Origin of the sequence: Oceanobacillus jeddahensis (assembly GCF_000750635.1) — a bacterium.
In the GTDB taxonomy this organism is placed as follows: domain Bacteria; phylum Bacillota; class Bacilli; order Bacillales; family Amphibacillaceae; genus Oceanobacillus; species Oceanobacillus jeddahense.
The window spans coordinates 98,381-122,597 of sequence record NZ_CCDM010000006.1; the positions used below are offsets into that span (position 1 = coordinate 98,381).

The 24,217-nt window shown below is 39.2% G+C and carries 23 protein-coding genes and 2 pseudogenes; 8 read left to right on the forward strand and 17 right to left on the reverse strand.

The window, feature by feature from the left end; genetic code table 11:
• Positions 1-110: 110 nt before the first annotated feature.
• Positions 111-722 (forward strand): TetR/AcrR family transcriptional regulator, encoded by a 612-nt coding sequence (locus BN986_RS21340; protein WP_040984013.1) that lies wholly within the window; start codon positions 111-113, stop codon positions 720-722.
• A gap of 507 nt (positions 723-1,229) precedes the next feature.
• On the opposite strand, the gene BN986_RS21350 is transcribed toward BN986_RS21340, so the two are convergent.
• On the reverse strand, positions 1,230-1,460 hold the full coding sequence (locus BN986_RS21350) for a helix-turn-helix domain-containing protein (protein ID WP_040984018.1): 231 nt from the start codon (positions 1,458-1,460) through the stop codon (positions 1,230-1,232).
• Positions 1,457-1,879 carry an RNA polymerase sigma factor gene (locus tag BN986_RS21355; RefSeq protein WP_040984503.1) on the reverse strand — a complete coding sequence of 141 codons (423 nt, stop codon included), beginning with the start codon at positions 1,877-1,879 and terminating at the stop codon, positions 1,457-1,459. The genes BN986_RS21350 and BN986_RS21355 overlap by 4 nt, the downstream gene beginning before the upstream one ends.
• 596 nt (positions 1,880-2,475) lie before the next feature.
• On the opposite strand from BN986_RS21355, the pseudogene BN986_RS26390 reads away from it, so the two are divergent.
• Positions 2,476-2,556, forward strand: a pseudogene (locus tag BN986_RS26390) (XRE family transcriptional regulator); the annotation flags it as partial.
• 55 nt (positions 2,557-2,611) lie between these two features.
• On the opposite strand, the gene BN986_RS21360 reads toward BN986_RS26390, so the two are convergent.
• The 5 genes from BN986_RS21360 to BN986_RS21375 form a co-directional block, all read right to left on the reverse strand.
• Positions 2,612-3,901, reverse strand: a complete 1,290-nt coding sequence (locus BN986_RS21360) for a DUF418 domain-containing protein (protein ID WP_052401024.1) — start codon at positions 3,899-3,901, stop codon at positions 2,612-2,614.
• 365 nt (positions 3,902-4,266) lie between these two features.
• A complete protein-coding gene (locus tag BN986_RS27955) occupies positions 4,267-4,392 on the reverse strand; it encodes a hypothetical protein (protein WP_262362490.1) in 126 nt (41 codons plus the stop codon).
• 138 nt (positions 4,393-4,530) lie between these two features.
• On the reverse strand, positions 4,531-5,502 hold the full coding sequence (locus BN986_RS21365; RefSeq protein WP_211198905.1) for an acyltransferase family protein: 972 nt from the start codon (positions 5,500-5,502) through the stop codon (positions 4,531-4,533).
• A complete protein-coding gene (locus BN986_RS27475; protein WP_040981245.1) occupies positions 5,417-5,632 on the reverse strand; it encodes a hypothetical protein in 216 nt (71 codons plus the stop codon). The genes BN986_RS21365 and BN986_RS27475 overlap by 86 nt, the downstream gene beginning before the upstream one ends.
• A 65-nt stretch (positions 5,633-5,697) precedes the next feature.
• Positions 5,698-6,459 (reverse strand): MerR family transcriptional regulator, encoded by a 762-nt coding sequence (locus BN986_RS21375; RefSeq protein ID WP_040984022.1) that lies wholly within the window; start codon positions 6,457-6,459, stop codon positions 5,698-5,700.
• Between the two features lie 184 nt (positions 6,460-6,643).
• Between BN986_RS21375 and BN986_RS26395 the strand changes: the two are divergent.
• The 6 genes and pseudogenes from BN986_RS26395 to BN986_RS27190 form a co-directional block, all read left to right on the forward strand.
• Positions 6,644-6,775, forward strand: a pseudogene (locus BN986_RS26395) (XRE family transcriptional regulator); the annotation flags it as partial.
• A 227-nt stretch (positions 6,776-7,002) separates the two neighbouring features.
• Positions 7,003-7,314, forward strand: coding sequence for a protein kinase family protein (locus BN986_RS21380; RefSeq protein ID WP_040984023.1), 312 nt, complete (start codon positions 7,003-7,005; stop codon positions 7,312-7,314).
• Positions 7,315-7,714: 400 nt separating this feature from the next.
• The gene (locus tag BN986_RS28135) at positions 7,715-7,795 is read left to right on the forward strand and encodes a hypothetical protein (RefSeq protein WP_420836090.1); all 81 of its coding nucleotides are present in this window, start codon (positions 7,715-7,717) and stop codon (positions 7,793-7,795) included.
• A gap of 72 nt (positions 7,796-7,867) precedes the next feature.
• Positions 7,868-11,404, forward strand: a complete 3,537-nt coding sequence (gene rpoB, locus BN986_RS21385) for a DNA-directed RNA polymerase subunit beta (RefSeq protein WP_040984025.1) — start codon at positions 7,868-7,870, stop codon at positions 11,402-11,404.
• 84 nt (positions 11,405-11,488) lie between these two features.
• Positions 11,489-12,388, forward strand: coding sequence for an intracellular short-chain-length polyhydroxyalkanoate depolymerase (gene phaZ, locus BN986_RS21390; RefSeq protein ID WP_040984027.1), 900 nt, complete (start codon positions 11,489-11,491; stop codon positions 12,386-12,388).
• A gap of 100 nt (positions 12,389-12,488) precedes the next feature.
• The gene (locus tag BN986_RS27190) at positions 12,489-12,632 is read left to right on the forward strand and encodes a hypothetical protein (RefSeq protein WP_157037098.1); all 144 of its coding nucleotides are present in this window, start codon (positions 12,489-12,491) and stop codon (positions 12,630-12,632) included.
• 538 nt (positions 12,633-13,170) lie between these two features.
• Here the strand turns inward: BN986_RS27190 and BN986_RS21395 are convergent.
• The 10 genes from BN986_RS21395 to BN986_RS21440 form a co-directional block, all read right to left on the reverse strand.
• A complete protein-coding gene (locus tag BN986_RS21395; RefSeq protein ID WP_040984029.1) occupies positions 13,171-14,085 on the reverse strand; it encodes a conjugal transfer protein in 915 nt (304 codons plus the stop codon).
• A gap of 17 nt (positions 14,086-14,102) precedes the next feature.
• A complete protein-coding gene (locus tag BN986_RS21400; RefSeq protein ID WP_040984031.1) occupies positions 14,103-15,134 on the reverse strand; it encodes a bifunctional lytic transglycosylase/C40 family peptidase in 1,032 nt (343 codons plus the stop codon).
• Positions 15,131-17,269 (reverse strand): CD3337/EF1877 family mobilome membrane protein, encoded by a 2,139-nt coding sequence (locus tag BN986_RS21405; RefSeq protein ID WP_052401027.1) that lies wholly within the window; start codon positions 17,267-17,269, stop codon positions 15,131-15,133. The genes BN986_RS21400 and BN986_RS21405 overlap by 4 nt, the downstream gene beginning before the upstream one ends.
• Positions 17,269-19,716: a conjugal transfer ATPase TcpF gene (gene tcpF / locus BN986_RS21410; protein ID WP_040984033.1), complete on the reverse strand. Its 2,448-nt coding sequence runs from the start codon at positions 19,714-19,716 to the stop codon at positions 17,269-17,271. The genes BN986_RS21405 and tcpF overlap by 1 nt, the downstream gene beginning before the upstream one ends.
• Positions 19,700-20,092 (reverse strand): conjugal transfer protein, encoded by a 393-nt coding sequence (locus tag BN986_RS21415; protein WP_040984041.1) that lies wholly within the window; start codon positions 20,090-20,092, stop codon positions 19,700-19,702. The genes tcpF and BN986_RS21415 overlap by 17 nt, the downstream gene beginning before the upstream one ends.
• Positions 20,093-20,151: 59 nt before the next feature.
• Positions 20,152-20,652, reverse strand: a complete 501-nt coding sequence (locus BN986_RS21420; protein ID WP_040984043.1) for an antirestriction protein ArdA — start codon at positions 20,650-20,652, stop codon at positions 20,152-20,154.
• A 165-nt stretch (positions 20,653-20,817) separates the two neighbouring features.
• Positions 20,818-21,039 (reverse strand): hypothetical protein, encoded by a 222-nt coding sequence (locus BN986_RS21425; RefSeq protein ID WP_040984046.1) that lies wholly within the window; start codon positions 21,037-21,039, stop codon positions 20,818-20,820.
• Positions 21,040-21,054: 15 nt separating this feature from the next.
• The gene (gene mobT, locus BN986_RS21430; RefSeq protein WP_040984509.1) at positions 21,055-22,278 is read right to left on the reverse strand and encodes a MobT family relaxase; all 1,224 of its coding nucleotides are present in this window, start codon (positions 22,276-22,278) and stop codon (positions 21,055-21,057) included.
• A 215-nt stretch (positions 22,279-22,493) separates the two neighbouring features.
• Positions 22,494-23,831, reverse strand: coding sequence for an FtsK/SpoIIIE domain-containing protein (locus BN986_RS21435; protein ID WP_040984048.1), 1,338 nt, complete (start codon positions 23,829-23,831; stop codon positions 22,494-22,496).
• 2 nt (positions 23,832-23,833) lie between these two features.
• Positions 23,834-24,217 (reverse strand): YdcP family protein, encoded by a 384-nt coding sequence (locus BN986_RS21440; protein ID WP_040984050.1) that lies wholly within the window; start codon positions 24,215-24,217, stop codon positions 23,834-23,836.

Here is a 24,217-nt window from a genome sequence, read left to right on the forward strand (position 1 = left end):
GACTATATTATATAAAACGAAAAAAGGTGTCAAGATTTTTTGAATGTTTTAGATAATTTTTGTTGACTTTATTTAAAATGTTTATTATTCTATTTTTGAGGTGATAACAGATGAATGGTTATGAACGCCGTACAGAAATGAAAAAAGACAGAATAAGGTTTGCTACTTTAGAGCTTTTTTCCTTATATGATACTGATAAAATCAGTATGGCAGATATTGCCAAAAAAGCTGGTGTAGCTCCAGCGACTATCTATAATTATTTTGGACCGAAAGAAGAATTGGTGAAGAACACCATTATATATTTCATTGAGAAGAAGTGGGATACGTTGAAAAGAGCATTGGAAAGTGATCTGTCTTTCCCAAAATTAATGGAACAAATCATTTTTACTAGGAATGAATTAGAAGACAAAATAGACCTAGATGTATTAAATAAATTAATAAGTACAAATCCCGATCCCGAGATAAAAAGTTTTATTGATGATTTCTATAATAATAGATTTCCAAATGCAATCTTAAAATTCATCGAAAAAGGGAGAGAAGAAAATTATATCCATGAAAAATTTTCTAATGAAGCAGTTATGATTTATCTTCAAACTTATCGTGATATGGCTCATCATCCCGAACTATTAAGTAATAAAAATACGGCATTGTTAAAAGAATTATATACTATGATGTTATATGGTCTTGCAGGGAAACATTTTAACGAGAACCATGACGAATAATTAATGACCATTGATGAAAAGATTTCTATCAAAAAATCTATCCTTAATAGTGATGTGAATGAGAGGAGGAATAGAATAACGAAAGTTTTAATATTTTTTGATAGAGAGAACTTGAAAAATCAGATGGCTGCTGGTTACAGCTCCACGAGAATTTCACTCCTGCAAATATTTCTTCTAGCCCTATTCATTGCTTGCGACGCTTTAAACGCTCGAACTATGACGATAGGGGAGTATCATTATCCGAACTGATGGGTTATCGCCAGTAATCCACCACGATTACATGAGACAATGTATGTATCGCTCGTTCCTTTTTGGGAAGTCTTGGCGTACTTGTCAGGTAGCTAACCATCAGTTGAATGTATCTGATTTTTTGTTATTTAATTTTCAAAGAACATTGGCTTATCAGCCTATCGAAATATACTGGAAACAGTATGCTTGGGTAGAATGATAAACTTCTAATCAGTAAGCGTGTAACGCCCCAACACGCTTCCAATGCTGGTAACGAGATTATTTGATTTCAAAAGACAAAATTTTAGTGACTAGTCGTGTTTGCATTCGATCTCGCAAAACTTCATCCACGATCATGTGTTGATTCCCATATTCATCTTTCATAGGGCGGAGGGAGCGTTTTGTGATATAACCTCTGTAGTGTTTTATAATGTAGTTAATTGCTTCTGTATCACCGTCCGCAGCCTGTACAATAAGAGAAAAGGGAACCGGAGGATAGGTTGTTTTCATTCTGCATGCTCCTTTATAAATTTTTTAATCAAGGCTAGTCCACTGGTTCGGTGACGATAGACTGTCGAACGACTTAATTTTAATAACTCTGCAATTTCCGTATCGCTCATTTCCATAAAGTAATACAGCAAAATGATGTTACGCTTTTTTACTGATAGATTCCGTAGTGCTTCACCTAATAAATTACTTTTCACACCAATTCTAGAACCGTACAATGTGAACATTTGCAAATCGGTGGCATAGTGATCGACGGTAGAAAACTGATTCACAAGATAATCTCCTATATCAGAAAAGGAAATTTCTTGTTTTGAAATTCTTGATAGGTATTTGAAATAATTTTTGCGTTCATCTTCCATCGCACGCTTACAGATATAATCAAACTGGTTTTCTATGGTTGTTTGAAAAGAAGATGGCTTCATTTTTCTCACCCCCTTTCGTGTTATGGAAGGAAGTGAGCGTAGCTCTTTTGTCTCCCTTTGTACTAAGTCCCAACACGAAAGGGCTGTTTGTTGCATTTTTAATGAAGAAATTTTTAAAAATGTTTTCAGCAAACAAAAAAACACATAAGCAGATGGCTCAATCTGTCTATGTGTTTTGCTGATTTGTTCTATATGTCTTAAAAAACCACATTGAAGAGTATTTTTATCCAATGGTAGGTGAACAAACTTTTTTTTTGATAAGATTTCAAAAAGAAAATATTGCTGAACAACAATATATTGCATGACGACTACCTCCTAGAAGCCGTCAACTCAGTAAAAGATAAAGATTAGTACACCATTATCTATAGATTCTGTACAAAAATATAGACGGCGGTTATTAAATCGTCGTCTGGGAAAGGGGGTGTACTTTAACGCATGAAAAAGGGTACTGCCAGATAACGGTTTTTTTTATTTCCGTCTGACAGTACTTTTTGTTGTATGAAACACGTAATAGGAATTCCTTAACCACATAATACGCTTTGTTATACCTATTTCTGTTCTAACAGGAGCAATAAAATGTATAAAGGTAGTTTATGATGCGTAAAAAAGAAGATAAATATGATTTTAGTGAGTTTGGACTGGCAACAAAAGAAGCTCGTACAAAACAAGGATTAACCTGATAACAAGTAGGAAAAAGAGCGACCCATATATCACTGCCCACCGGCTAGTTTTTTAATCCTCTTTTTCGAGTGTTTTTGCAAAAACACCCTTATACGTAAATGAGCGCCAAATCCATTCCATAGGACCGAATTTAAAATATTTTAACCATAGGTTGCTGGCGATGATTTGTATACCAAAAATGATGAAGGCCAGAACGACTCCAAGGACGGGACCTAACTTCCCATACATACCAAAACCGTAACTATAAAAAATTAGTGTGCAAACGACTGTTTGTAATAAATAGTTTGTCAGTGCCATACGCCCTACAGCTTTTAAAGGACGCAGTATCCGCTGCCATATTTCTCTTTGCAAAAGCAACAGGACTGAAGTGATATAGAAAAAACATAGAGCCGGTGCACTGATCAGCACACCAATGATGTGTGCCATATTATAGCCTGAGTTCTGCGCATCTACCTGCGTCCGCAGAACAACTTGAACAATTAAAAAAACAGTGCCAATGATGAAGCTCCATCGCCACACTTTTTTTATGCCGGTACGATGTTGGTTCAGGTTTCTGAATAATTCCTTTTTCCCCGCGTATGCACCGAACAAAAACATAGCCAGAATCATGGGCATCATAAATATGTTAAATTCCATGCCGAAGTCTGAATCGAGTAGACGTTGTATCAACATGTCCACATAGGTTCCTTGACTGTAAGCATGTACAGAATCTTGAATCAAATTCTCTATGACTAAAACGGAAGGTGCCCGGGCAGCCATAAAGTTATCAAATAAAAAGGTTTGTATAATCATGAACAGACAGGAGGCCATAAGCAGTCCGACTGCCCAGGTAAGCATTGTTTTGGCCGATTTGTGATAGAAAAAAATTAACAGGAAGCCGAGCAAGGCATAAGGTAACAAAATATCACCAGACCAAATGAGATAGGTATGAATAAGTCCGAGTACAAATAAAAATAGTAACCGTCTGACATACAATCGAATAGGACGATCCGTTTTATGCTTTGCCCGTTGGAGAAAAATCATAAATCCCAGACCAAATAAGAATGAAAATATGGTAAAAAACTTTTGTTCAACAAACAGATAAATAAACCACAAAGCGGTCTGATCCCAAGCATTTTGCCACCAGCCTGTTTCGATTATGCTGGTATACAGGTAAGGATATGAGAATATTTGCATGTTGGCGATCAATATCCCCAGCAGAGCCATTCCTCGGATTAAATCCAGTTCCCCAATACGTTTCGTAGTAGAAGTCGGGGTAGCAATATGATTTTGCCCGTCGTTTGCCATATAGAAACTTTCCTCCCTTTTCCTCAAGCTGATTTTCTCTTCTGACTCATTCATTTGAAAACCTCCCCACTATTTGTCATGATTACTATACATCCTCACGTTGCCGTAAGAGTCAATAGTTATTTAAAAAATGACAATAAATTTATTTAATGGTTTAATTTTAAAACCTCAAACACACATAACCTCGCCCTGATTTTTTGGACGAGGTTAAAATAAGTTTATTCCTGAACTATTCATACTTCTAATTGAAAGGTTTAAATGAAAAGAAAATTGAATTATTTTCTATATCAAAAATGAGTTCTCTCCCATTTATTTCATGCATTCTATATCTGTCACAGTTACTTGGCAGATACGAGATTACAAACTTTTTAGATTTTTTTATGAATAATTCAGGTATAATTAAATAGATACAGCTTTGCTCATGCAATAACTTCTGTCAATATGTTCGGTTCTTGTATTTTGTTCATAAAACTTTCCACTTCATCCTTAGAATAAAATTCATACATGGTAAAATCAGATTCAAGAAAAATAGTTATCACCCACATTGAAGGTTCACCTCATTTTATTGTGTACTTTGTATTTATTCAAATAATCATTTAGCTACCAGCTAAATGGAAACTATTTGATAAAACATTGAACGCTGATAACCGTTGTGCACATAGCAATTCGTTCGAAGCAATCTCTTAAATCCAAGATCGCAAAGGCGTACGTTCTTTTAAAAATGTAGCTATGATCCATGAAAGGAAAACGCATAGGATAACCTGAAAGATATACTTTCCGATGGTTGGTATATTGATAGCACTCATTAAATATACAACCACATAGACAATGAGATAATGCACGATATATGTGTTATAGCTATTTGCTGATAATCTCAGCATACCGTCAGACCGTTTGTTGAAAAATCTTTTAAACAAAGCAATCAGCAGCATTACTCCAGCAAATGTCATGCCATTGGTGGCAAATGCCAGAAGTGGATCATTTCCCGCACCCTCAATTGGGTTGATATCTTTGATCACCATTGTTCCCCCATAAAGAAGGAAGTTGGCTGCATAGGCAATGACCCAAGGAAAAATCCGAACCGTATGCTCATCCGTAAACCACATCTTCATGGAAGCATATATCCCCAATGCAAAATACGCTGCATAGACAGGGAGCATCACTGGAGAAAAGTAAAGAATATAAAAGCTGATAAACACTTGAGGCTCATAGAAGAACCCCATACCATAGTACAAGACAAATGTGAGGGCCAGAAACAGTATGTATACCCGACTTGGTACGTGGTGGTCAGAACCCACCGCTTGAACATTCCAATACTGTAACCTGTAAATAATCGGTATGGAGATAAGAGAGAATAGCAACAAAATACCAATAAACCACAAATGATGCAGATCAATGTTTTCCGGATGAAAGAAGTCTGTAAACCAAAATTCTATCAAACCAGCATTACTTCCCCAAGACCGGTTCGCAATATACTGTGCCAGCGGAGCTAAAATGACAAGTCCAAAAAGATAGGGAATCCCCAACTTAATAAGTCTATCTTTTGCAAACTGCGAACTTCCCTTTTTCTTATACGAACCTATAACAAAATATCCCGCAATAAAAAACATGATCGAATTTAGCATAGGTCCACTTATCAGAAACGTCATAGTCATAAATAGTGGGTCGTACTGGATTTTGGACATATTCAAACGCGTTAGTGTAAAGAAGTGTCACATGATAAACAATGACCATCGTAATCGTAAAAATTCGAAGATGATCCAAAAAGTAAATTCTTTTCTTCATTATTCGTTCCTCCTTGCTTTAAAACTGCTCTGCAATACCTCTTAAAATGTCTCATTTCGTTCCATTCATTCCCGATGATCCGCTCGACCCTTTCCGATTTCCCCCCATTTTGCTTCATAATGATCCATGATACTTTCAATGTATTGAATAACATCATCATCCAACATGAACAAATTTCCTTCCTTTGGCGGTTGCTTTTGAAGCAACCAATACTTTTCAATAAGTGCGGAATCACCATAAAAAGTATTTTCAAGAAAATATACGAGTTTATTAGCCAAATCCTGTGACTCGGGTGATTCAGGCTCTTCGTTCTTTTGCTCCTTGGCAGTCTTCAACAACGCAACCAACTCTTTGGACTCTCTTTCACCCAAATCCAAACCAGGGTTTTTCAAGATGTTCAGCTCGCGTTCATCAAAATACTGTTCCAAAAATAAATGATTGTTGTAGCGTTCTTCTTCCGTCTGTCTGACAAATTGAAAAATATTTCTCCAGCTTAGCTCCTGCTCAATCTGAGATAAATGATAAGACATTCGCATCGTCTTTTCTAAATCACGGAGCCTTTCTTTTTCCTTCGCGATGAGCGCCAACTGTTCTTCAAAAACGTTTTCCCAATTTTTTTGATCCAGAATGGTTTTAATTTCGTTTAATGGAAAGCCAAGTTCCTTCAGGGCAATAATCCGCTGTAATGTAATGATATTTTCGTTTGAGTAGAAACGGTAACCCGATTCTGCGGTATAAGAGGGTTTCAACAGATTGATCTCATCGTAATATCTGAGTGTCCGAACGGTTATGTTCATTTCTTTTGCTACTTCTCCAATACTGTACATCGTGAACCTCCACACTATTTGTCGTAATTACTATACATCCTTACGTCAACGTAAGAGTCAATACATTATTTAAAAAGGTATGTTAAATTTCAATGTTGATTACCAGTCAAAAATATAACCACCCTTAAATTGGAGTTGCCGCTGGCCTTATTGGTGTGGATGTCATCTTTGGGCAACATTCATTCAGGTGCTTTATGACCTTGTATCATTGCTTGAAGTGTCTGTTGACGAGTTTTCCTTGCCCACTAATGATCTGGAAAAAAGAACCAGACGTCTACAGGTAGAAAAACTCATGGATAGCTTCACTGATAAATAGTTAGCACTTATGGAAGTATTACAGACAAATCATAAAATCTATACATAACAGAAAGAGCCAATAAGATGAGAATATGAATCTCAAATTATCGGCTCTGCGTCATTAATTCGTGAGTTTGTATCCTTTGAGATACCTAATTGGCAAATATATGAAAAGGACTTGATTGCTTACAAAGCACTTAACGGGGTACCTGTGGAAAGTTAAAGACAGAAATCCAGAGATTATGTTTGGAGGGAGATAATAAGAAAGAAGTCCCTGAACAATTTCATGAATCTCTAGCAAAAGTGTTAGCTGAATTGCATCAGTTACCAAAGCAACGTACAGAAGGTGTCAAATTACCTGTAGAGGAAGCAAGTGATTTAATACTCATAATGAATAAGCGGGTGGATCATGTAAAAGAGACGTTTGGTGTTGATCAATCATTATGTAACAGGGGGCAAGACATGGACATTAATAAAAGAACATGTGTTGGAACGCATGGCGACGTACTCAATCGAAATTGCCGAGTTTGTCATGGTACCCGGAACAGAAGAACATGAACAAATGGCAAAAAATTAGCTGCGTTTCTATAGTTCAAATAAAAAAATTATACAATAAGATTGTATAAATGCGTTGATTGTAATTAAGAAATATGGTAGATTTGTATAGATGCACTTTGAAAAAGGGGGGTTATGCATAGATATCCTATTTTAATTATATAACAGCTGATCTTGTTTAGTCAACACTTTTTAAAAAGTTTTTTTTGAGGGTTTAGTACGTTAGTACAAAGGAAAGGATATTGCAGAAATAGGAATAGTCAGCTAAACAGGTGAATGAGTTAGTTTAGTGCTGAATGAATAAAAAGGAGAGGAGAGAAATATTCATCACTTCTTTTACAGCTCCGAGCTGGACACCATTTTTTGAATCATCAAAGGATGGATCACCAAGATTGGCAGACTGATGACTTATGGAGCAGTGATTGCACATGGATACGGTCTACTGGCAGTAGTTGGGGTGAAAAAGGCAACTAAACGTATTTAAAAGGCGGGCAGCCAATTTGGGTACATGGAACAGGGATATCTGTAAAAATATTTGATTTAAGGGGTGAAGCAGTTGACAGGTCAACTAGTTCAGTATGGACGGCACCGCCAACGCAGGAGCTATGCACGTATTAACGAAGTGTTAGAATTACCTAACTTAATCGAGATCCAAACCGCATCTTATGAATGGTTCTTACAAGAAGGTTTGAGAGAGATGTTTCAGGACATCTCTCCGATTGAAAACTTTACGGGAAATCTATCACTTGAGTTTGTGGATTATAGTCTAGGTGATCCGAAATATCCTGTAGACGAAGCAAAAGAAAGAGACGTGACATACAATGCTCCCCTCCGCGTGAAGGTTCGTTTAATCAATAATGAAACCGGAGAAGTAAAGGAACAGGAAGTATTTATGGGTGACTTCCCGTTAATGACAGATACGGGTACATTTATTATCAATGGAGCGGAGCGCGTTATTGTATCACAGCTTGTGCGTTCACCAAGTGTTTATTACAATGAAAAAATTGATAAAAATGGGAAACGCGGTATTACAACAACGGTCATTCCAAACCGTGGAGCATGGTTAGAGTTTGAAACGGATGCAAAAAATGTTGTTTATGTCCGTATTGACCGTACTCGTAAATTACCAATCACGGTTCTATTAAGAGCTTTAGGATTTAGAACAGATCAAGAGATTGTTGATTTGTTGGGCGAGAATGAATATTTACGAAACACATTAGAAAAAGACAATACAGAGAATGCAGAGAAGGCTCTTTTAGAAATCTATGAGCGCCTGCGTCCTGGTGAACCGCCGACAGTAGATAATGCGAAGAGTCTGTTAGTATCTCGCTTCTTTGACCCAAAACGCTATGATTTAGCACGTGTGGGCCGTTATAAAATGAATAAAAAGCTCCATATAAAAAATCGTTTATTCAACCAAGTACTTGCAGAGCCAGTTGTAGATTCGGAAACCGGAGAAGTGCTTGCGAATAAAGGCGACCGGATGGAACGAAAATTATTAAATAAAATTCTTCCTTATCTTGAGCGTAAAGAAAACCGCTTTGGAGATAAAACAATGACACCACATAACGGGGTTTTAGAAGAGGAAATCACCGTACAATCTGTAAAAATTCTTGATCCGACTGATCCAGATGGAGAGCGTGAATTAACTGTTATTGGTAACGGGGAAGTAGCAAAAGAAATTAAAAATATCACACCAGCTGATATTTTAGCTTCTATCAGTTATTTCTTTAATCTGCTTCATCAAGTAGGGAACACAGATGATATTGACCATCTTGGAAACCGCAGAATCCGTTCTGTTGGAGAATTATTGCAAAACCAGTTCCGTATAGGGTTGTCCCGTATGGAGCGTGTTGTGCGTGAGAGAATGTCTATACAGGATACTTCCAGCGTAATACCACAGCAATTAATCAATATTCGTCCTGTGATTGCTTCCGTCAAGGAGTTCTTCGGAAGCTCACAGCTGTCTACGTTTATGGACCAGACGAATCCGCTGGCAGAACTGACAAATAAACGCCGTCTTTCTGCACTTGGACCTGGTGGATTAACTCGTGAGCGTGCAGGGTTTGAAGTTCGTGATGTTCACTACTCCCACTATGGGCGTATGTGTCCAATCGAGACTCCCGAGGGACCAAATATCGGTTTGATCAACTCGCTTTCCAGTTATGCGATAGTCAATAAATTTGGATTTATTGAAACACCCTATCGCAGAATTGATCATGAAACCGGCAAGGTAACTGAACACATTGATTATCTGACTGCTGATGAAGAAGATAATTATGTGATTGCACAGGCGAACGCACCCTTAACGGAAGAGAAAACCTTCCAAAACGATGAAGTCATTGCCCGATTTGGAGGGGGAAACACGATTGTTGCACGAGAGCAGATCGATTATATGGACGTTTCTCCTAAACAAGTTGTTTCAGCAGCGACTGCATGTATTCCATTTCTGGAAAATGACGATTCTAACCGTGCATTGATGGGTGCGAATATGCAAAGACAAGCCGTCCCTTTGATGAATCCCAAAGCGCCGATTGTTGGAACAGGTATGGAATATGTGAATGGGAAAGACTCTGGGGCTGCTGTTATCTGTCGTCATGACGGAGTGGTAGAACGCGTGGATGCGAAAACCGTCATTGTACGTCGTATTTCCAATGTGGAGGGCAAAGAAGTTAAAGGAGACACAGATCGTTACGGATTACAGAAGTATAAGCGTTCCAACCAGGGAACCTGCTATAACCAGCGCCCGATTGTTGCAGAAGGAGATCGTGTAACAAAAGGAGAGGTTCTTGCGGATGGCCCTTCGATGGAAGGCGGAGAATTAGCTTTGGGTCAAAATGTTCTTGTAGCCTTTATGACCTGGGAAGGGTATAACTACGAGGATGCGATTATTATGAGTGAACGCCTTGTAAAAGATGATGTTTTTACTTCCATTCATATTGAAGAATTTGAATCAGAATCTCGTGATACCAAGCTTGGACCAGAAGAAGTCACAAGAGATATTCCCAATGTTGGGGAAGGCGCACTGAAAAACCTAGATGAACATGGAATTATCCGTGTCGGTGCAGAGGTAACGGACAGTGACATTCTTGTAGGAAAAGTAACACCGAAAGGAATGACGGAACTTTCCGCAGAAGAGCGCTTATTACATGCGATTTTTGGTGAGAAAGCTCGTGAAGTAAGAGATACATCCTTACGTGTTCCTCATGGCGGCGGTGGAATTGTCTTAGATGTAAAAATCTTTAACCGTGAAGATGGGGATGAACTGCCGCCGGGTGTGAATCAACTTGTTCGTGTATATATCGTTCAAAAACGTAAAATTAACGAAGGAGATAAAATGGCAGGCCGTCACGGTAACAAAGGGGTTATCTCCAAGATTTTACCGGAAGAGGATATGCCGTTCTTACCAGACGGTACACCAATCGACATCATGCTGAACCCATTAGGGGTACCATCACGTATGAACATCGGACAGGTGTTTGAGCTGCATTTAGGAATGGCTGCCAGACAGCTTGGACTGCACATAGCAAGTCCGGTCTTTGATGGAGCAACTGAGGAAGATGTCTGGGAAACCCTTGAAGAAGCCGGCATGCCACGAGATGCGAAAACCATTCTTTATGATGGCCGCACCGGAGAGGCTTTTGACAACCGTGTATCTGTAGGTGTTATGTATATGATTAAGCTTGCGCACATGGTTGACGATAAGTTGCATGCCCGTTCAACCGGACCATACTCTCTTGTAACGCAGCAGCCGCTTGGCGGGAAAGCACAGTTCGGCGGACAGCGTTTTGGTGAGATGGAGGTTTGGGCATTGGAAGCTTATGGTGCTGCCTATACACTTCAAGAAATCTTAACAGTTAAATCAGATGATACCGTTGGGCGTGTAAAGACATATGAAGCGATTGTAAAAGGCGATAATGTACCAGAGCCAGGTGTTCCTGAGTCCTTTAAAGTACTCATCAAAGAGCTTCAAAGTCTTGGGATGGATGTCAAGATACTCTCCAGCAATGAAGAGGAAATCGATATGCGTGAGATGGGAGAGGAAGAAGCTGAGCAAACAAATAAGCTTCATTTAGAAGTGGAAGATAATTAAAGACTACCAGCATAGCATTTATGGATAAGGAGATTTTTATCGTTTAGTCGTTTTGTGAAAAACGATGTTAAAGGAGGCAGACAAATGAAAGTTGAATTGAAAAAGCTCACGTTGCTTAATGGTGAAACAATGGGGTACAGGGAGAGATCAGGCGGGGAAGAAGTGCTTCTCCTGATCCACGGAAACCAGTCATCTTCCCTGCAGTGGGATGTTCTTTTAGAGAAGCTGGATCAATCCTATAAGGTGTATGCTGTTGATTTACGTGGATTCGGCACATCGACATATCACACTTCTATTCAATCACTGAAGGATTTTTCAGAGGATCTGAAATTGTTTGCGGATGAGTTAGGATTGGACCGCTTTCATCTGATGGGGTGGTCAAACGGGGGCGGTGTGGCTATGCAGTTGGCTGCAGATCACCCAGACTATGTCCAAAAGCTCATATTGCTTGCTTCATTATCAACGCGCGGTTATCCGATGTACAAATCCAGTGAAGCAGGTGTTCCAATCACGGATGTCCGTTTAAAGACGAAGGAAGAGATTACGAACGATCAAGGATTGCAGTCCACATTGGAAGCCATGAAAAACAGAGACAAACCATTTATGAAAAAAGCGTGGGATTTTTTAGTGTTCTCCGATAATAAGCCGGAAGAAGAACAGTATGAGCGTTATTTAGAGGATGTATTTAAGCAGCGTAATGTGGTGGATGTGATGGATGCAGCTAACCGTTTTAACATCAGTGACGAGTTTAACGGACTGGTTGATGGAACGGGAGAAATAAGTCAAATAACTGCTCCGGTGTTGGTAGTGTGGGGTACGCGTGACTGTTTGACACCCCGATATATGACACAGGAGATTGTGGATGACTTTAGAATTTATGAAAAGGATGTAGATGCGATATATCTCGATGCTGGCCATTCGCCGCTCATAGATAACCCGGAAGAACTCATCAAGGCGATGCTTGATTTTTTGCAGAAAAAGTAGGGGAAATACAGAAAGAAATTTGGGTTCTTGCTAAAAAAAGAAGTAGGTAGAGTGGGGTCATAGGGAATATAAACAGTATGTTTATAATTATTCACATCTTATGAGCAGGTCTACGAATACAGAATGGTACGAGAATACAAAAGAGGCTCTAATGTTATTTCAAATACTAATTCTGATTTCTATTTCTGATGCTTTTGAAAGAATGAAACAAATAGTAGGTATTTCTATTGAGATAATTAAATAGAATATTCCAAAATATCTCAAATGATAAACGACAACTGATATGCTCCCTTTATAGTAGACAGAAATAATAAAAATTCTCTCACTACTATAAAGGGGGTTTCTTATGGTAAAAGAAGTAACATAAGGTTTATACCGCAATCGAGGCGCGATTGTTGAAGATCACATCCGAAAATGATCAAACTTTTTTATAAAAATTGAGCCGTACTCCATAAATAAAGAAAGAATCCATTTTGATCAATCTTTTTTTCAAAATGGATTCTTTCTGTTTACGGTAACATACAGGGGTTGTGAGATATTTTAATTGAACTTTATTTTAAAGCTACACCTATTTGGAGGGTCAAACGAACCCAGCTTGAAGCGAGCCGGGTTACTGTATGGAGTTGTGCCATTCAATGATGAATTTATAGTGCCAAATAAAAATGAAAGTCACAGACTTATCCATTTTTAAGTGTTAAATAAGTCATCAAAGGGATAGAATAATGAAATTGTAGAAAGCATATATTTATCTAGAAATAGCAGCTTCGTCACTTTCATCTTCCCTATTTCACAATCATCCAGTTAATATCTTTCTCTAATGTGAGTTCATACTGTGAAAGCTGTGTTGCTTTGCTTGTTTCATCCAAATACATCACCGTAACCCATACTTTAATCTGATTCCCTTGTTCTTGATACACAGGATTAACCAACTCTGAAAACGTATAGTCCTGTTCAATAGGAGGTAAGATATCACCATCTACATAATAAGCGAGTTCTTGAGTAGTTGCCATTGGGTAGGAAGAAAAGAAAGTCTCTAAAAACTCGGTGACTTCTTGCTCTATGGTGCCGTCTACCGTTCCATTGCTTTCCACTTGTTCTGGTTTAAAGTTAGATTTTTCAGGTTGGTTCCATAGTGTTGGATTTTGGATTATGACTAGATTTTCTTGTTCGTCCTGATGCAGGATAATGCGATAAGTTGAATGGGTCAACGTATAGTCTTCATCATCTTCTGTAATTTTTTGTTCGACAGAATAAACGACCTCATAGGTGTCTACCGTTTCTTCTGTGACCGACCAAATGTTGATCTCTTGCACACTGGCACTTGTCGGAATATCATCTCGAACCGAATCAACATTTAACGCTTGCAATTCTTCGGTCAGATAACCCTTGAGTTTTTCGGTTCGTTCTTCCAATGCCTCTGTTTCATTGTCCCACGTATAATAGTCTTGCACAAAATTTCGTGTGAAGCTTTCGATGGCGTTGATATCAATAATGGTCGTTTCCACTTTTTCTACTTCATGCGTGGTGTGTTGATCGATGGCCGTAAAGTTTTTATAGATGCCAAAAGCTAAACTGCTGATGAGTAGCACCCATAAAACAAGGACGGTTTTTTTACGTTTTCCAACGGTCTTCACTTTGACTTTTTTGCTTTTTGATGGCGTTTCTTGTTTTTCTTTTTTACCAAAAGACAGGCGCATGTCATTTCATCCTTTCTTTATTGTTTAATCCGTCCAGCTCCAATAAGGTGTTCTTGCCAGTAATCCGAGGTCAAGTCATCATACCCAATAGGATCACCAGCGTTATACATTTGGTTATCTCCAACGTAGATTCCGACATGTGTCACATAATTGGCGGTGTTATATGTGGAGTGAAAGAACACCAAATCACCGGGCTGTGCTTCCGATAATGGAATAGACTCGGTAGCATCATATTGTTCTTGTGCAGTTCGGGGGAGATTAATACCAACCTTTCCATACACCCATCGCGTGAGACCACTGCAATCGAATGAAGTATCTGGATTGTCACCGCCGAAAACATAGGGATAACCCTTGTATTTTAAGGCTTCCTCCATTATTAATTGCACGGTGTCATCTTCAAATTCAGACGTGTCCGATAAATACGGATCAAGCAAATCTATATAAAACATGTTGCCGTAGCTATATCTCCAGCCTCCATTTTTCTCCACAGCAATAGGATTACTGTAAGTGACTCGGCTGCCCCCAGATTGTTCTTCCGCAAAACTTTCTGCCAACTCAAAGGAATAAGCAGTGTCTCGTTCTGCGACATATTCAATGAAACCGCCACCGTAATTATAAGCTTGAAGGGCAGTCAAGTCATCGACACCTTTTGTTTCCGCTGACTCTAATAATTCCGCAAAGTATTTTGTACCTTGTTCAATTGATGATTCTGTATCTAAAGAGTTCGGCGGCAAGCCCAACGATTCGCTCGACTGCATGACATCCTCAGCAGTCCCGCCACTTTCTACTGCGATAATGGCAAGTAAAAGAGGAACATAATCATCAATGCCATGAGCTTGTGCATGTTTTTCTACCAATGACTGGTGTGCCAATACTTCTTCGGGAACAGACACATTCTGTATGTCTTCTGGTGACATGCCACCTGTGGGCACATTAAAATCACCGTCTTCATCTGAAATAAAAATCGCCACAAACATCAATAAACTGAAAAAAGCAAGAAAGCCTAATCCGCCAGCGATCAAGAAGAATTTCCATTTAAGGAGGATCATCGGCGATTCCTCCTTTCATGATGTAGTGGACGTTTGACCGCCTGTTTCGGACGGATATGGGATGAGTTCAGTGCTGCCTGCCTATTTTTCCGTTGTTTTAATGACTGTTCTGATGGTCGGCTTGAAGGTGTGTTTTTCCCTTGCTTCTTGGTTTGAACGGAATTTCGGTAAAAATGGCGTTGGTTTCTTTTGAGGTTGGCTTGTACTGGTGCTTGTTTATGTTTTGGTTGACTTCGTGATTGATTGTGGCGTGATGACTTTTCTTTCTCCGAACGTTTAGATCGTTGTTGAGAAAGCGATTGCTTGGAAACCGTTGCTTGCCTTTGTTTTTGTTCTAACGCTTGCCGTTTTTCAGCAATGGTCTGTCGGTGCTTGCGGGTACGTTCCGTGTTTTCACGTTGCCGTTTATCTGTGGCTTGATAAACACCCTTTTTAAAATCCTTACCGGGGCGTTTCAATTGCTCTTTTCCTTGCGTCAAAGCGTATTTCGTTGTGGTCGGTAAATCTTTGACTTGTTGTTTTCTGTGTTGAATATTTGCCCGCATGCGTTTCTTGGTATCCAATACTTTGCCAGTGGTTTGTCCCACTTTCTGACTGATTGATGGGCTTTCCCGGCTTCTCCGTTCCTTCTGGTTTTTATTGCCGGATGATAAACGCTGCAAAGGTCGGAGAGGGGAGAAGGTATTTTTTGTTTGTCTGGATTTGCCGACCATTGATCCGATGGTTGCTCCAGCCGTTGCACCTGCCAATGTGCGTCCCAATGTTCGCTGCAATTGACGACCACCTCGGTAAGCCATTCGTCGTGGACGGTGCATGACTTTTCGTCCGACTTGTTGACTGTCACTGCTTTGTAGGCGGAACATCCCCATAATGTCACCAAGCTTCATATAAATGCCGGCAAATGTGACGATTTGCAGGAATGCAATCAAAAAGAAAGGGTACGTGGCAGTTAAAGAATAAATCATGGATGAGATACTAAAAGCAACGGTAATAATCAAGGTGATTCCTGCCCGTAACATGATCACGTTAAACAATTTTAAAATCGCCTGTTTGGCCATCCCTTCAAACGTTGGAATCATCGAAAGTAAGAAGCTGATTGGTAGAAACATCGCAAAAATGATAAATAATATTTGCGAGAAAATCATAATACCCGACAACAAAAACACGAAAATGGAAATTCCGATATTAAACAGAAATAAAAAAGAAACCATGCCTAAGCGGGTGGTCGTCTTCGTGATCGTGAGATTTTTGTTATCATAATCTTCAATTTCTGCTTGAACAGCAGCTTCCCGATCTTCACCGTTATTCGCATTGGGATCGATGGAGACTAGCGCTTCCACTCGTTCTTCACCAATCGCTTCTTTATCTGAATCATCAAACTGTAATAACATCCACGGTTGTTCCACCTGAATGGAAAAAAGGTTATTGCGTATCATATCCACACTATCTTTTCCCCGACTATCTGAGCTTGGCATTAAAATTCGAGTCCCTAAATCCAAACTGGCTTCGCTGATATCCGCTGAAAATTCATTAATCTTGGTGATATAGGTTGGAGCAAAGGCAATAAAGGCACCAGAAACGATGAATACAAGCAGGAAATTCAGAATGGCCCGTATCGCTTTGGTGGTTTCTTGTTTCAACAAACCCGTATAGGCCACATAGATTCCAATAATCAAAACAAAGAGAAGCAAAAAGCCAACATAGAAGCCGTCTTCTCCAAAACCTTGTGAAGTGATCCCTGCTAGGGTCTGTATATTTTGTCCAATGGCAGTGGCTGTATCGGAAATAAAATCTAAGGAATAGGCTTGCTGCACCAAGTATCCGGTGGCATTGGATAGGTAGAGATTAATAATCCATATAAAGTTGGTGATGGTATATAAGCCGTACATGACCTGTTTACCAATCCCGTCATTCCAATTCCACGGCAACCAGTCCCACCCCTCATCCACGTAAAAGTCAAGTTGATAATGATCAAGGGGATAGAGGGAATAGAGATTGTCTTCGGATACCGTCTCATCCACTAATCCAGCAGCATGGGTGACTGTCATAAACGATAGAAGCATAAAAAAAATAACCACACTTATAAGTGCCGCCATCCATGCTATCTTTTTCAATGTTTGTTTGTTCAACGTCATCACTGCCTTTCTGCAACAGGCGGTCTGGTGTCAAAGGCTTCAAATAAATCTTCAAAGACAGGATGGACTTGTATAACCCCAACCCGTCCATATAAATCCTGCATGAGACACTGTCCGTTTTCCAGTTCTCTAAGCCTTCTTTGATTTGCTTCATCTTCCGAATCGACACCAAAAAATTGAAGTGTTTTCTTGATTTCTGTTAAATCTCGAGAGCGGAAGGCAAACTTAACACCAATATTATTCTTCAATTTTTCATCGGTGAGATCGTCCGCATTCTGGGTTACAAAGTAGACCCCAGCATTCATTGCCCGTCCAGCTCTTACCAACTTATTAGAAAGGGTTTTCCCTTGAGCAATTTGCAAGAACGACCATGCCTCATCCAAATCTACGATTTTAAATATGCTTCGGTCAGAATGAATAAAATCTAAGGCAAAAGTAGAGATGATAATCAACATAGCAACACTCAAAAGCTCCATTGTTGTATATTCTTCAAAGCTCGTTTCTGCGTCAGGAAGCACTAAATCTGCCACCTGTATCATATTGAGCTGTTTCTTTAAACTGATAGAATTTTGTACGGTTCCATCGGAAAAGAGTAGGTGAGCGAAATCATAATCGGTAAAGCTTTCGATATGGTCTGCGATGGTGGCAGCGAGTGGGTTTGGGTCGCTTCTCAATTCTTGAATGACAAGAAGCAAGCCACGTTCTTCCTGTTGACCGACCGCACGAATGGCCTTTCGTAATACAGGAAACTTTTCACCATCCCGACTGGAAATACCAGTGAGAAAGGTGAGAATATCAATGGCTAGACTCTCAGAATCTTTCTTGTTTTGCATGATGACATAAGGATCGAGTAACCCTTTGTTGGATTCTTCACTGGTCAAATTGACAACATTAATTTCATCAGCAATATCCGGTAAGGTGTCTTTCCAATTTCCTCGTTCCGCTTTGGGATCAACAATGAGCGCTTGTCCGCCAAAAAGCACCGCATAATAAACGAGTAGGTTATTGGAAAAGGACTTGCCACCCCCAAGTGAACCTAAGAAAGCCGACGCTAAAGCATTGGTGACAGAACCTTTGACCCCTTGACTGGCAAGGCTCGGATTCAAATAGACGTTACGTCCAGTATCCAAATTGTAACCGAAATAAATGCCTTCCGTTTCACCAAGCATTTGTGTTGCGCCAAACCCTAATCCAGCTAAAAAGTCAGAGGTCACATACTGTACATAGTCATTAATATAACGCTTGCTGCCGGGAATAAATTCACCATGTAACCCCAGTATGTCTCCAAAAGGACGAACCAATTTAACATTTAAATCATCGTAAAAATCTTTGACTTCATTGCAGCGTTGTTTCAACTCATCTTCATTGGCAGCAGACACCCGAATAACGTAGCTCAACTTATACATGGATTCCTTTGTTTGATCGAGGACATCTTCTAATTCATTCACTTGTTCTAACGCTTCTACAACATTATTACCTGTTTCATTATCGGATTCCGCCGCGTGATTATCTAAATCCTTTAATTCCTTTTTCTTGTTCCGAACCGTTGATAATGCCTTTTTATTAGTTAGAATTTCTACATGCATAGACGTATCAATAGGAAAATCAAATTGCTGTTGCTGATAATAAAAGATTTCATCGCTGGGAAATTCTAAATCGCCTATAATGGAATTCACCGTAAAGTAAGCAACATAGGTTGTGTTTTCTTCCTGGTCCAACTTGAGATAACGTTGCTTTTCCGTAATTAGACAACGGGTAGGTTTGATTAAATCAAAATGTTTAATATACGTTTCTTTTTCCCCTTTTTCCATAGACAGGGGATAGTTGTAATCTTCAAAAGCAACACCAACTTGTCCGTGAAGGTGTTCAATGAGATAGCCCATATCATCTTTTGTTAGCGGGCGGACATTAAACCGATTGGAAATTTTATTTCGCAATAATTGTTCCATCTTCAAAAAGCGAGCAACCTCACGATGAGGCATGGAAACAAAATCACCCATAAGGTGATGGTTTACATCCCGAACGAAACTAGAAAAAGAATTTTTCAACGTTGTTCCCATAGATTTGACACTTACTTCTTCCTCATTCAACAACAGTTTAAAGCCGATAAAAAAGCGGTAGTCTACCTGATTTTCGCCAATCATGGAAACAAGTGCGTCGGTCTGGTCGTCAATTCGCTCGTAAGCTACTTCTTGAAGTTTTCCTGTGATTAGTTCTTTGCTTTTTTCTTGTACCGAGCGAATACTGTTTTCCGTACTAATCTGCAACGCATGAATCTTGCCATCTTGATTTTGAGCGACTAACTGACGAAAATGTTCATGAACCTGTATTTTTTCATCCTCCGACAAAAAGGAATAATTATAGGGCAACAGTTCAAAATACGCAAAGCATTCGGCGTCATGGTTAAAAACAAGGTTGTTTTCGATATATTTAATCGGATAGCGCATGCGTTTCACCCCTTACCACCGTGATGGATTCACTCATAGTCTGTTTTTGAAGCTTTACCGGTTTTCCAGCATAGGTCATTTTCGGGCGAAAGTAGTATGTCAAAACCGATTTCAAAAAACCATAGGGTTTCTTGCCATCGAAACTTTTTTTACTCATAAACCAAGTCAATAGTACGGGAAGTCCAACATATTTTAATAAAGCGCCATCAATCATAGATAGGGGAGGAAGGTTTCCCAATAACATGACAGCTAATAAAGAAAGTACAAACCACGTCATTTGATTAAACGTAACGGGAAAAGGCAGTCGAAAATCATTAATGGCATAAATCACTTTTTCCACTGACCAGATTCGAGTATAACTTTTCAATTTCTTCACAAATCATCTTCCTTTCCAAAAGAAAAAGCAGCCTGTCACAAAACAAGCTGCTTCACCATTTACTGAGCATATTCAAATACACCATGTGAACTGACTAGAAAGCTGCCTTCGATTTCAAGGTCACGTCCAAAAGCCTGATAATCAATATAGTTTTGTAGATTGGAAGGAACTTCACCAAGTACGCCTGTTTCTTCGATTAAATATCTCGCAACGTCTTCCATATCATCACAATCGGGATAATAAATGATGTCATCTTGATTTTCCAATAATTCTTCTAAACTATTGAACCAATAGCCTTGTACATCTGAAAGTGCGTCATATAAAGGAGAACCTTCTAATTCAGCAACCATCTCACATAACCGATTGATTTCAGAAATAGGCGTGTATTCATCCACCTCAAATAGCAGCTCGTAATCATGAATAGCATATTCTTCATATTCGCCATTTAAGCCAATTCGCTCTTTCACTTCCTCCATATCTATCGGGGGAGTAAACCAAGCACCAACCAGTTCACCTTCATTGTATTTTCCGAGATTCGCTATATAAACCTGCATTTCCACTCATAATCACAACCTTTTCATCAAATAAGCATAAAAAAAAGCACCTACGCTTGGTTTGCTGGTACATGAGTCTAGCTTGTTAATCCCTACCGCACTCCGTTTGGTCCACCATTTTTTTGCAGAACATAAGGAAAGCACTTATCTTCCACAAAAAAACGGTACAATTTAAGCCCCTATGATTCGATTAAATAGGTTTAATAAGACTTCTTGCACACCACTTGCATTAAAAACTAATCCCACAGCGACCAAAGCGATGATCAGAAAGCCAATCAATTTAGAAAACTCTCGTTTAAACGCTAAATAGAGTCCAATCACGACAATGGCCGTTAAGACTAAAGATTGCGCATTATCTAAAAACCAGTTATATAAGTTTTGTCCAAAATTCATGAGTGTAGCTCCTTTCTAAGATTCATTCTCTTTAGAAGAAACATGAATAGCGTCATCTGTCGTAATTGCCTGTTGCATAAGCAATTTTTGATGACGCTCTGTTAATTTTGCTTGTTTGAGCATGTCCTGAATGATCGTTGTTTGATTAATTTCATCCAACTTGGTTGCAAGTTTCCACGTTGGGGCGACTTGACGCGCCAACCATCGCAAAGTTCTGTCAAACGTGTAGGGTTCCGGTTGCGTCGTTAACGAGATTTTTCTATTCTCACCCAAATCCAAAAAACGCTGCCAATCGGCATTGATTTTCCAACTACTACGACGTTTTTTTATGTCCGTGTCTACAAAACGAATGTAACGATTGATAATAGAGAAAGCGGTACGTCCGGCATTTTCGTACATCATTAAGTCAACAATTGCATGGTAGGCACGATCGTTTTTAAGGCGAATTTCTAATCGATTTTTCACTTCCGTATCTTCCATTGACATTCCGTATTTGACAAATTGCTCATAATCCTTTTCGTACAAGCAAAAATAGACATCACTTTTTAGCGATCCGATATATAGTGTGTTTCCCATATCTGGCTTATCTTCTCCATGTACGAGTTCACCCGACCGATAACTCTTAAAGCTGCGAAAAACAGAGACACATTCCTCATTGCGACACTTCTTTGTAAGAAATGGAATATCCAATATGCCTGTTTTATCATTGATGGCCAGATCAATGCGTTTAAAGACACCGTCCACCTTAAAAACATGCATGAAGAAATCAAACCATGTGCGCTGTTGAGCGAGCAGGAAATTTTCAAATTGGCGACATCCTTTGCCTTTGAGTTCGAGTAAACAGCCTTTGTCCTCATCAGGCGAAACCATAACCACAATATCGCCAAAAACGTATTGTTCAAGGTAGGAATAAAAGGCATAATCTTCATGAAGCATGTATTCCATCTTTAATTGCAGGATATCTTCAATCACAGGAATGGGGTCTGTCGTTAAAAATCGTATTCGCACATAATCAAATAAAATTTCTAACGGGGCTTCTGGATTAAACTGTTCCAACACATCAAACAAAGTCGCTTGCAATGTTTCCGAGGGTTTTACTTTTCCTGTCTCAATTTCACTTACATATTGTCTGGTGATTCCAACGTGCACAGCCAGCTTGTTTTGCGATACACCGTACTCTAGCCGTTTTTCTTTTAACAGTTGATACCAAGGCATTTGATTCATTTGCATTCCTCCCAACGCAAAAAAAGATGTCAACTAGAGATAAAAAGTTGACATCTTTCTAATGTGTCCTAAATCCTTGCGCCATCAGGCGTTAATGGACTTTTGAGACAGTTTCCAATTGTTTTTCTACCCCCCTGTTAGAAATGGGGGGTTAAGGCGTGGCTGTCGCCACGCTGGCTTAGCCCAGCACAGCGACTTTCGCTTCGCACGTCGCTGCACTGGGCAGCCTTTTAGCTAGATAATTTTCCTATTTCTTTTAAAAAGTCATGGCCTTTTGGGACAAAGGGAGTGTAAAATTCAGAGATCACACTATCCCCTTTATCGACATATCCACGCCCTTTAATGGGCTTTAGGAAAAACTGTTTTTGTACGTCCGACCCAAAAACCATTCCGTAACCCAGCTCTGACATGCGACCTAAAGCAACCCGAAAATTAAAGTTATCCCGAATCCCATCTCCGAGATATTTTGCGTCTGGTCTTTGACAGGCGAGGATGAGGAAGAAACCTGATTGTCTGCCTAACATAACGACTTGTTTAAGTTTACTCATGACTTTGGTGCTTTCCTTGCCGATCATTTCCATGAACGACGTGTACTCGTCAAAAATTAAAAATCGAGCAGGCAAGCCTAAATAAGCATAGTTTTCTCCTGTCTTATAGTTTGGCATGGTTTTCATTTCTTCATTTCGTATCATCATGTCTTCGTAAAACTGGTCAATACAAGCAGTCATATCTTCCTGTTTGTAATAGACATCGGGCATAACAACAGATAAGTCAGCTAAATCAGCATTTTTGGGATCAAGAATATATAACTTTGCGTCTGTTTTTAATAAGGCTTCAATCAGTGCGAGAATAAAATAGCTTTTCCCTCCGCCTGTTCCGCCAGCGATTAACATATGAGGCAGCTTATCATATTCCCAATAAAAAGATTCCATGAGCTTTAAACTACCATCCTGTGCAGTGACTTCCTCAATTGGAATACGGTTTGCGATCATGTCATAGAAAAGTACATACTCCACATAAGAATCGTGTAATTCTTTCGATACCAGTTCACAGTACAAACCACTTTCTAACTTTGTTTCCAAGTTTAATAACGATTCTTGAAATTTTCCAAGCGTAATTTCCACTTGAATATATAATAACCCCTTTTCAAAACGATAATAGATTTTCGGGAAATGACTGATTTTATCCTTTGGTTTGTCAGATGGAATGTCCTTAAAGAAACTCTCTTTGTTAACTTGTTTCGTTTCATACCAGCCGTTTTCTAAAATCATTTTAGCGAGTTTTTGACGATGAATAACCTGTTTGATTTGATCATAGCGATAGCGGTAATAGACAAAAGCACAACCGCCTGTTAATACGAGACTGATCAGCAACGTCACTAATCCAAATATGCTGATAAAATGGGTTTGAAAAGTATCAAGCTGCCATTCACTGGATAGTAAAAAGGATAGATGAAAGGGTGTAAAAAAGAGAAGCCAAATTCCAAATACCCGAGTAAATATAAATTGAAAAACGAGAGAAGCGTCTTTTTCTTTAATCCGTTTCCCTCGTTTTTGGAAGAATTTCATCTTTATTTATCCTTATCGACTGGTGCTTTCGCTGACTTTTCTCCAATTGTTGAAGCTGCTTTTCCTTTTAACACTAAATCATCTGCTTTGATATACCAATCCAAATCAGCTCCACGAAAGGTAGCGGTAGCGACTGTATCTGCGACAGGATTTATCATTTCCACCTGTGCGTTATAATCAAATTCTTTTAAAGGAACAGAAGCAGGGATACTCACTTGGATCATACGACCTTGTTCTCTGGATTTTAAATCATAGGTGCGTTCCTTCACCTCAGTGGATACCGTACCATCTTCGTTTTGTAAAAATACTTCCCTTCGTAAAGCGGAAAACTTTAATATCCCAAATGTCTTTTCCTTATCAATAACAATCCCTTGCGCTAGTCTCAT

Coding starts and splice junctions, on each gene's coding strand:
- BN986_RS28135 (WP_420836090.1), top strand. CDS start 7,715: ATGACTTATGGAGCAGTGATTGCACATGGATACGGTCTACTGGCAGTA.
- BN986_RS21440 (WP_040984050.1), bottom strand. CDS start 24,217: ATGAGACTAGCGCAAGGGATTGTTATTGATAAGGAAAAGACATTTGGG.
- BN986_RS27955 (WP_262362490.1), bottom strand. CDS start 4,392: ATGTGGGTGATAACTATTTTTCTTGAATCTGATTTTACCATGTATGAA.
- BN986_RS21350 (WP_040984018.1), bottom strand. CDS start 1,460: ATGAAAACAACCTATCCTCCGGTTCCCTTTTCTCTTATTGTACAGGCT.
- phaZ (WP_040984027.1), top strand. CDS start 11,489: ATGAAAGTTGAATTGAAAAAGCTCACGTTGCTTAATGGTGAAACAATG.
- BN986_RS21355 (WP_040984503.1), bottom strand. CDS start 1,879: ATGAAGCCATCTTCTTTTCAAACAACCATAGAAAACCAGTTTGATTAT.
- BN986_RS21395 (WP_040984029.1), bottom strand. CDS start 14,085: ATGCGCCTGTCTTTTGGTAAAAAAGAAAAACAAGAAACGCCATCAAAA.
- BN986_RS21340 (WP_040984013.1), top strand. CDS start 111: ATGAATGGTTATGAACGCCGTACAGAAATGAAAAAAGACAGAATAAGG.
- BN986_RS21360 (WP_052401024.1), bottom strand. CDS start 3,901: ATGAATGAGTCAGAAGAGAAAATCAGCTTGAGGAAAAGGGAGGAAAGT.
- BN986_RS21425 (WP_040984046.1), bottom strand. CDS start 21,039: ATGAATTTTGGACAAAACTTATATAACTGGTTTTTAGATAATGCGCAA.
- BN986_RS21400 (WP_040984031.1), bottom strand. CDS start 15,134: ATGATCCTCCTTAAATGGAAATTCTTCTTGATCGCTGGCGGATTAGGC.
- BN986_RS21365 (WP_211198905.1), bottom strand. CDS start 5,502: ATGACTATGACGTTTCTGATAAGTGGACCTATGCTAAATTCGATCATG.
- BN986_RS21375 (WP_040984022.1), bottom strand. CDS start 6,459: ATGTACAGTATTGGAGAAGTAGCAAAAGAAATGAACATAACCGTTCGG.
- BN986_RS21405 (WP_052401027.1), bottom strand. CDS start 17,269: ATGACGTTGAACAAACAAACATTGAAAAAGATAGCATGGATGGCGGCA.
- BN986_RS21435 (WP_040984048.1), bottom strand. CDS start 23,831: ATGAAATTCTTCCAAAAACGAGGGAAACGGATTAAAGAAAAAGACGCT.
- BN986_RS27475 (WP_040981245.1), bottom strand. CDS start 5,632: ATGAAGAAAAGAATTTACTTTTTGGATCATCTTCGAATTTTTACGATT.
- BN986_RS27190 (WP_157037098.1), top strand. CDS start 12,489: ATGAGCAGGTCTACGAATACAGAATGGTACGAGAATACAAAAGAGGCT.
- tcpF (WP_040984033.1), bottom strand. CDS start 19,716: ATGCGCTATCCGATTAAATATATCGAAAACAACCTTGTTTTTAACCAT.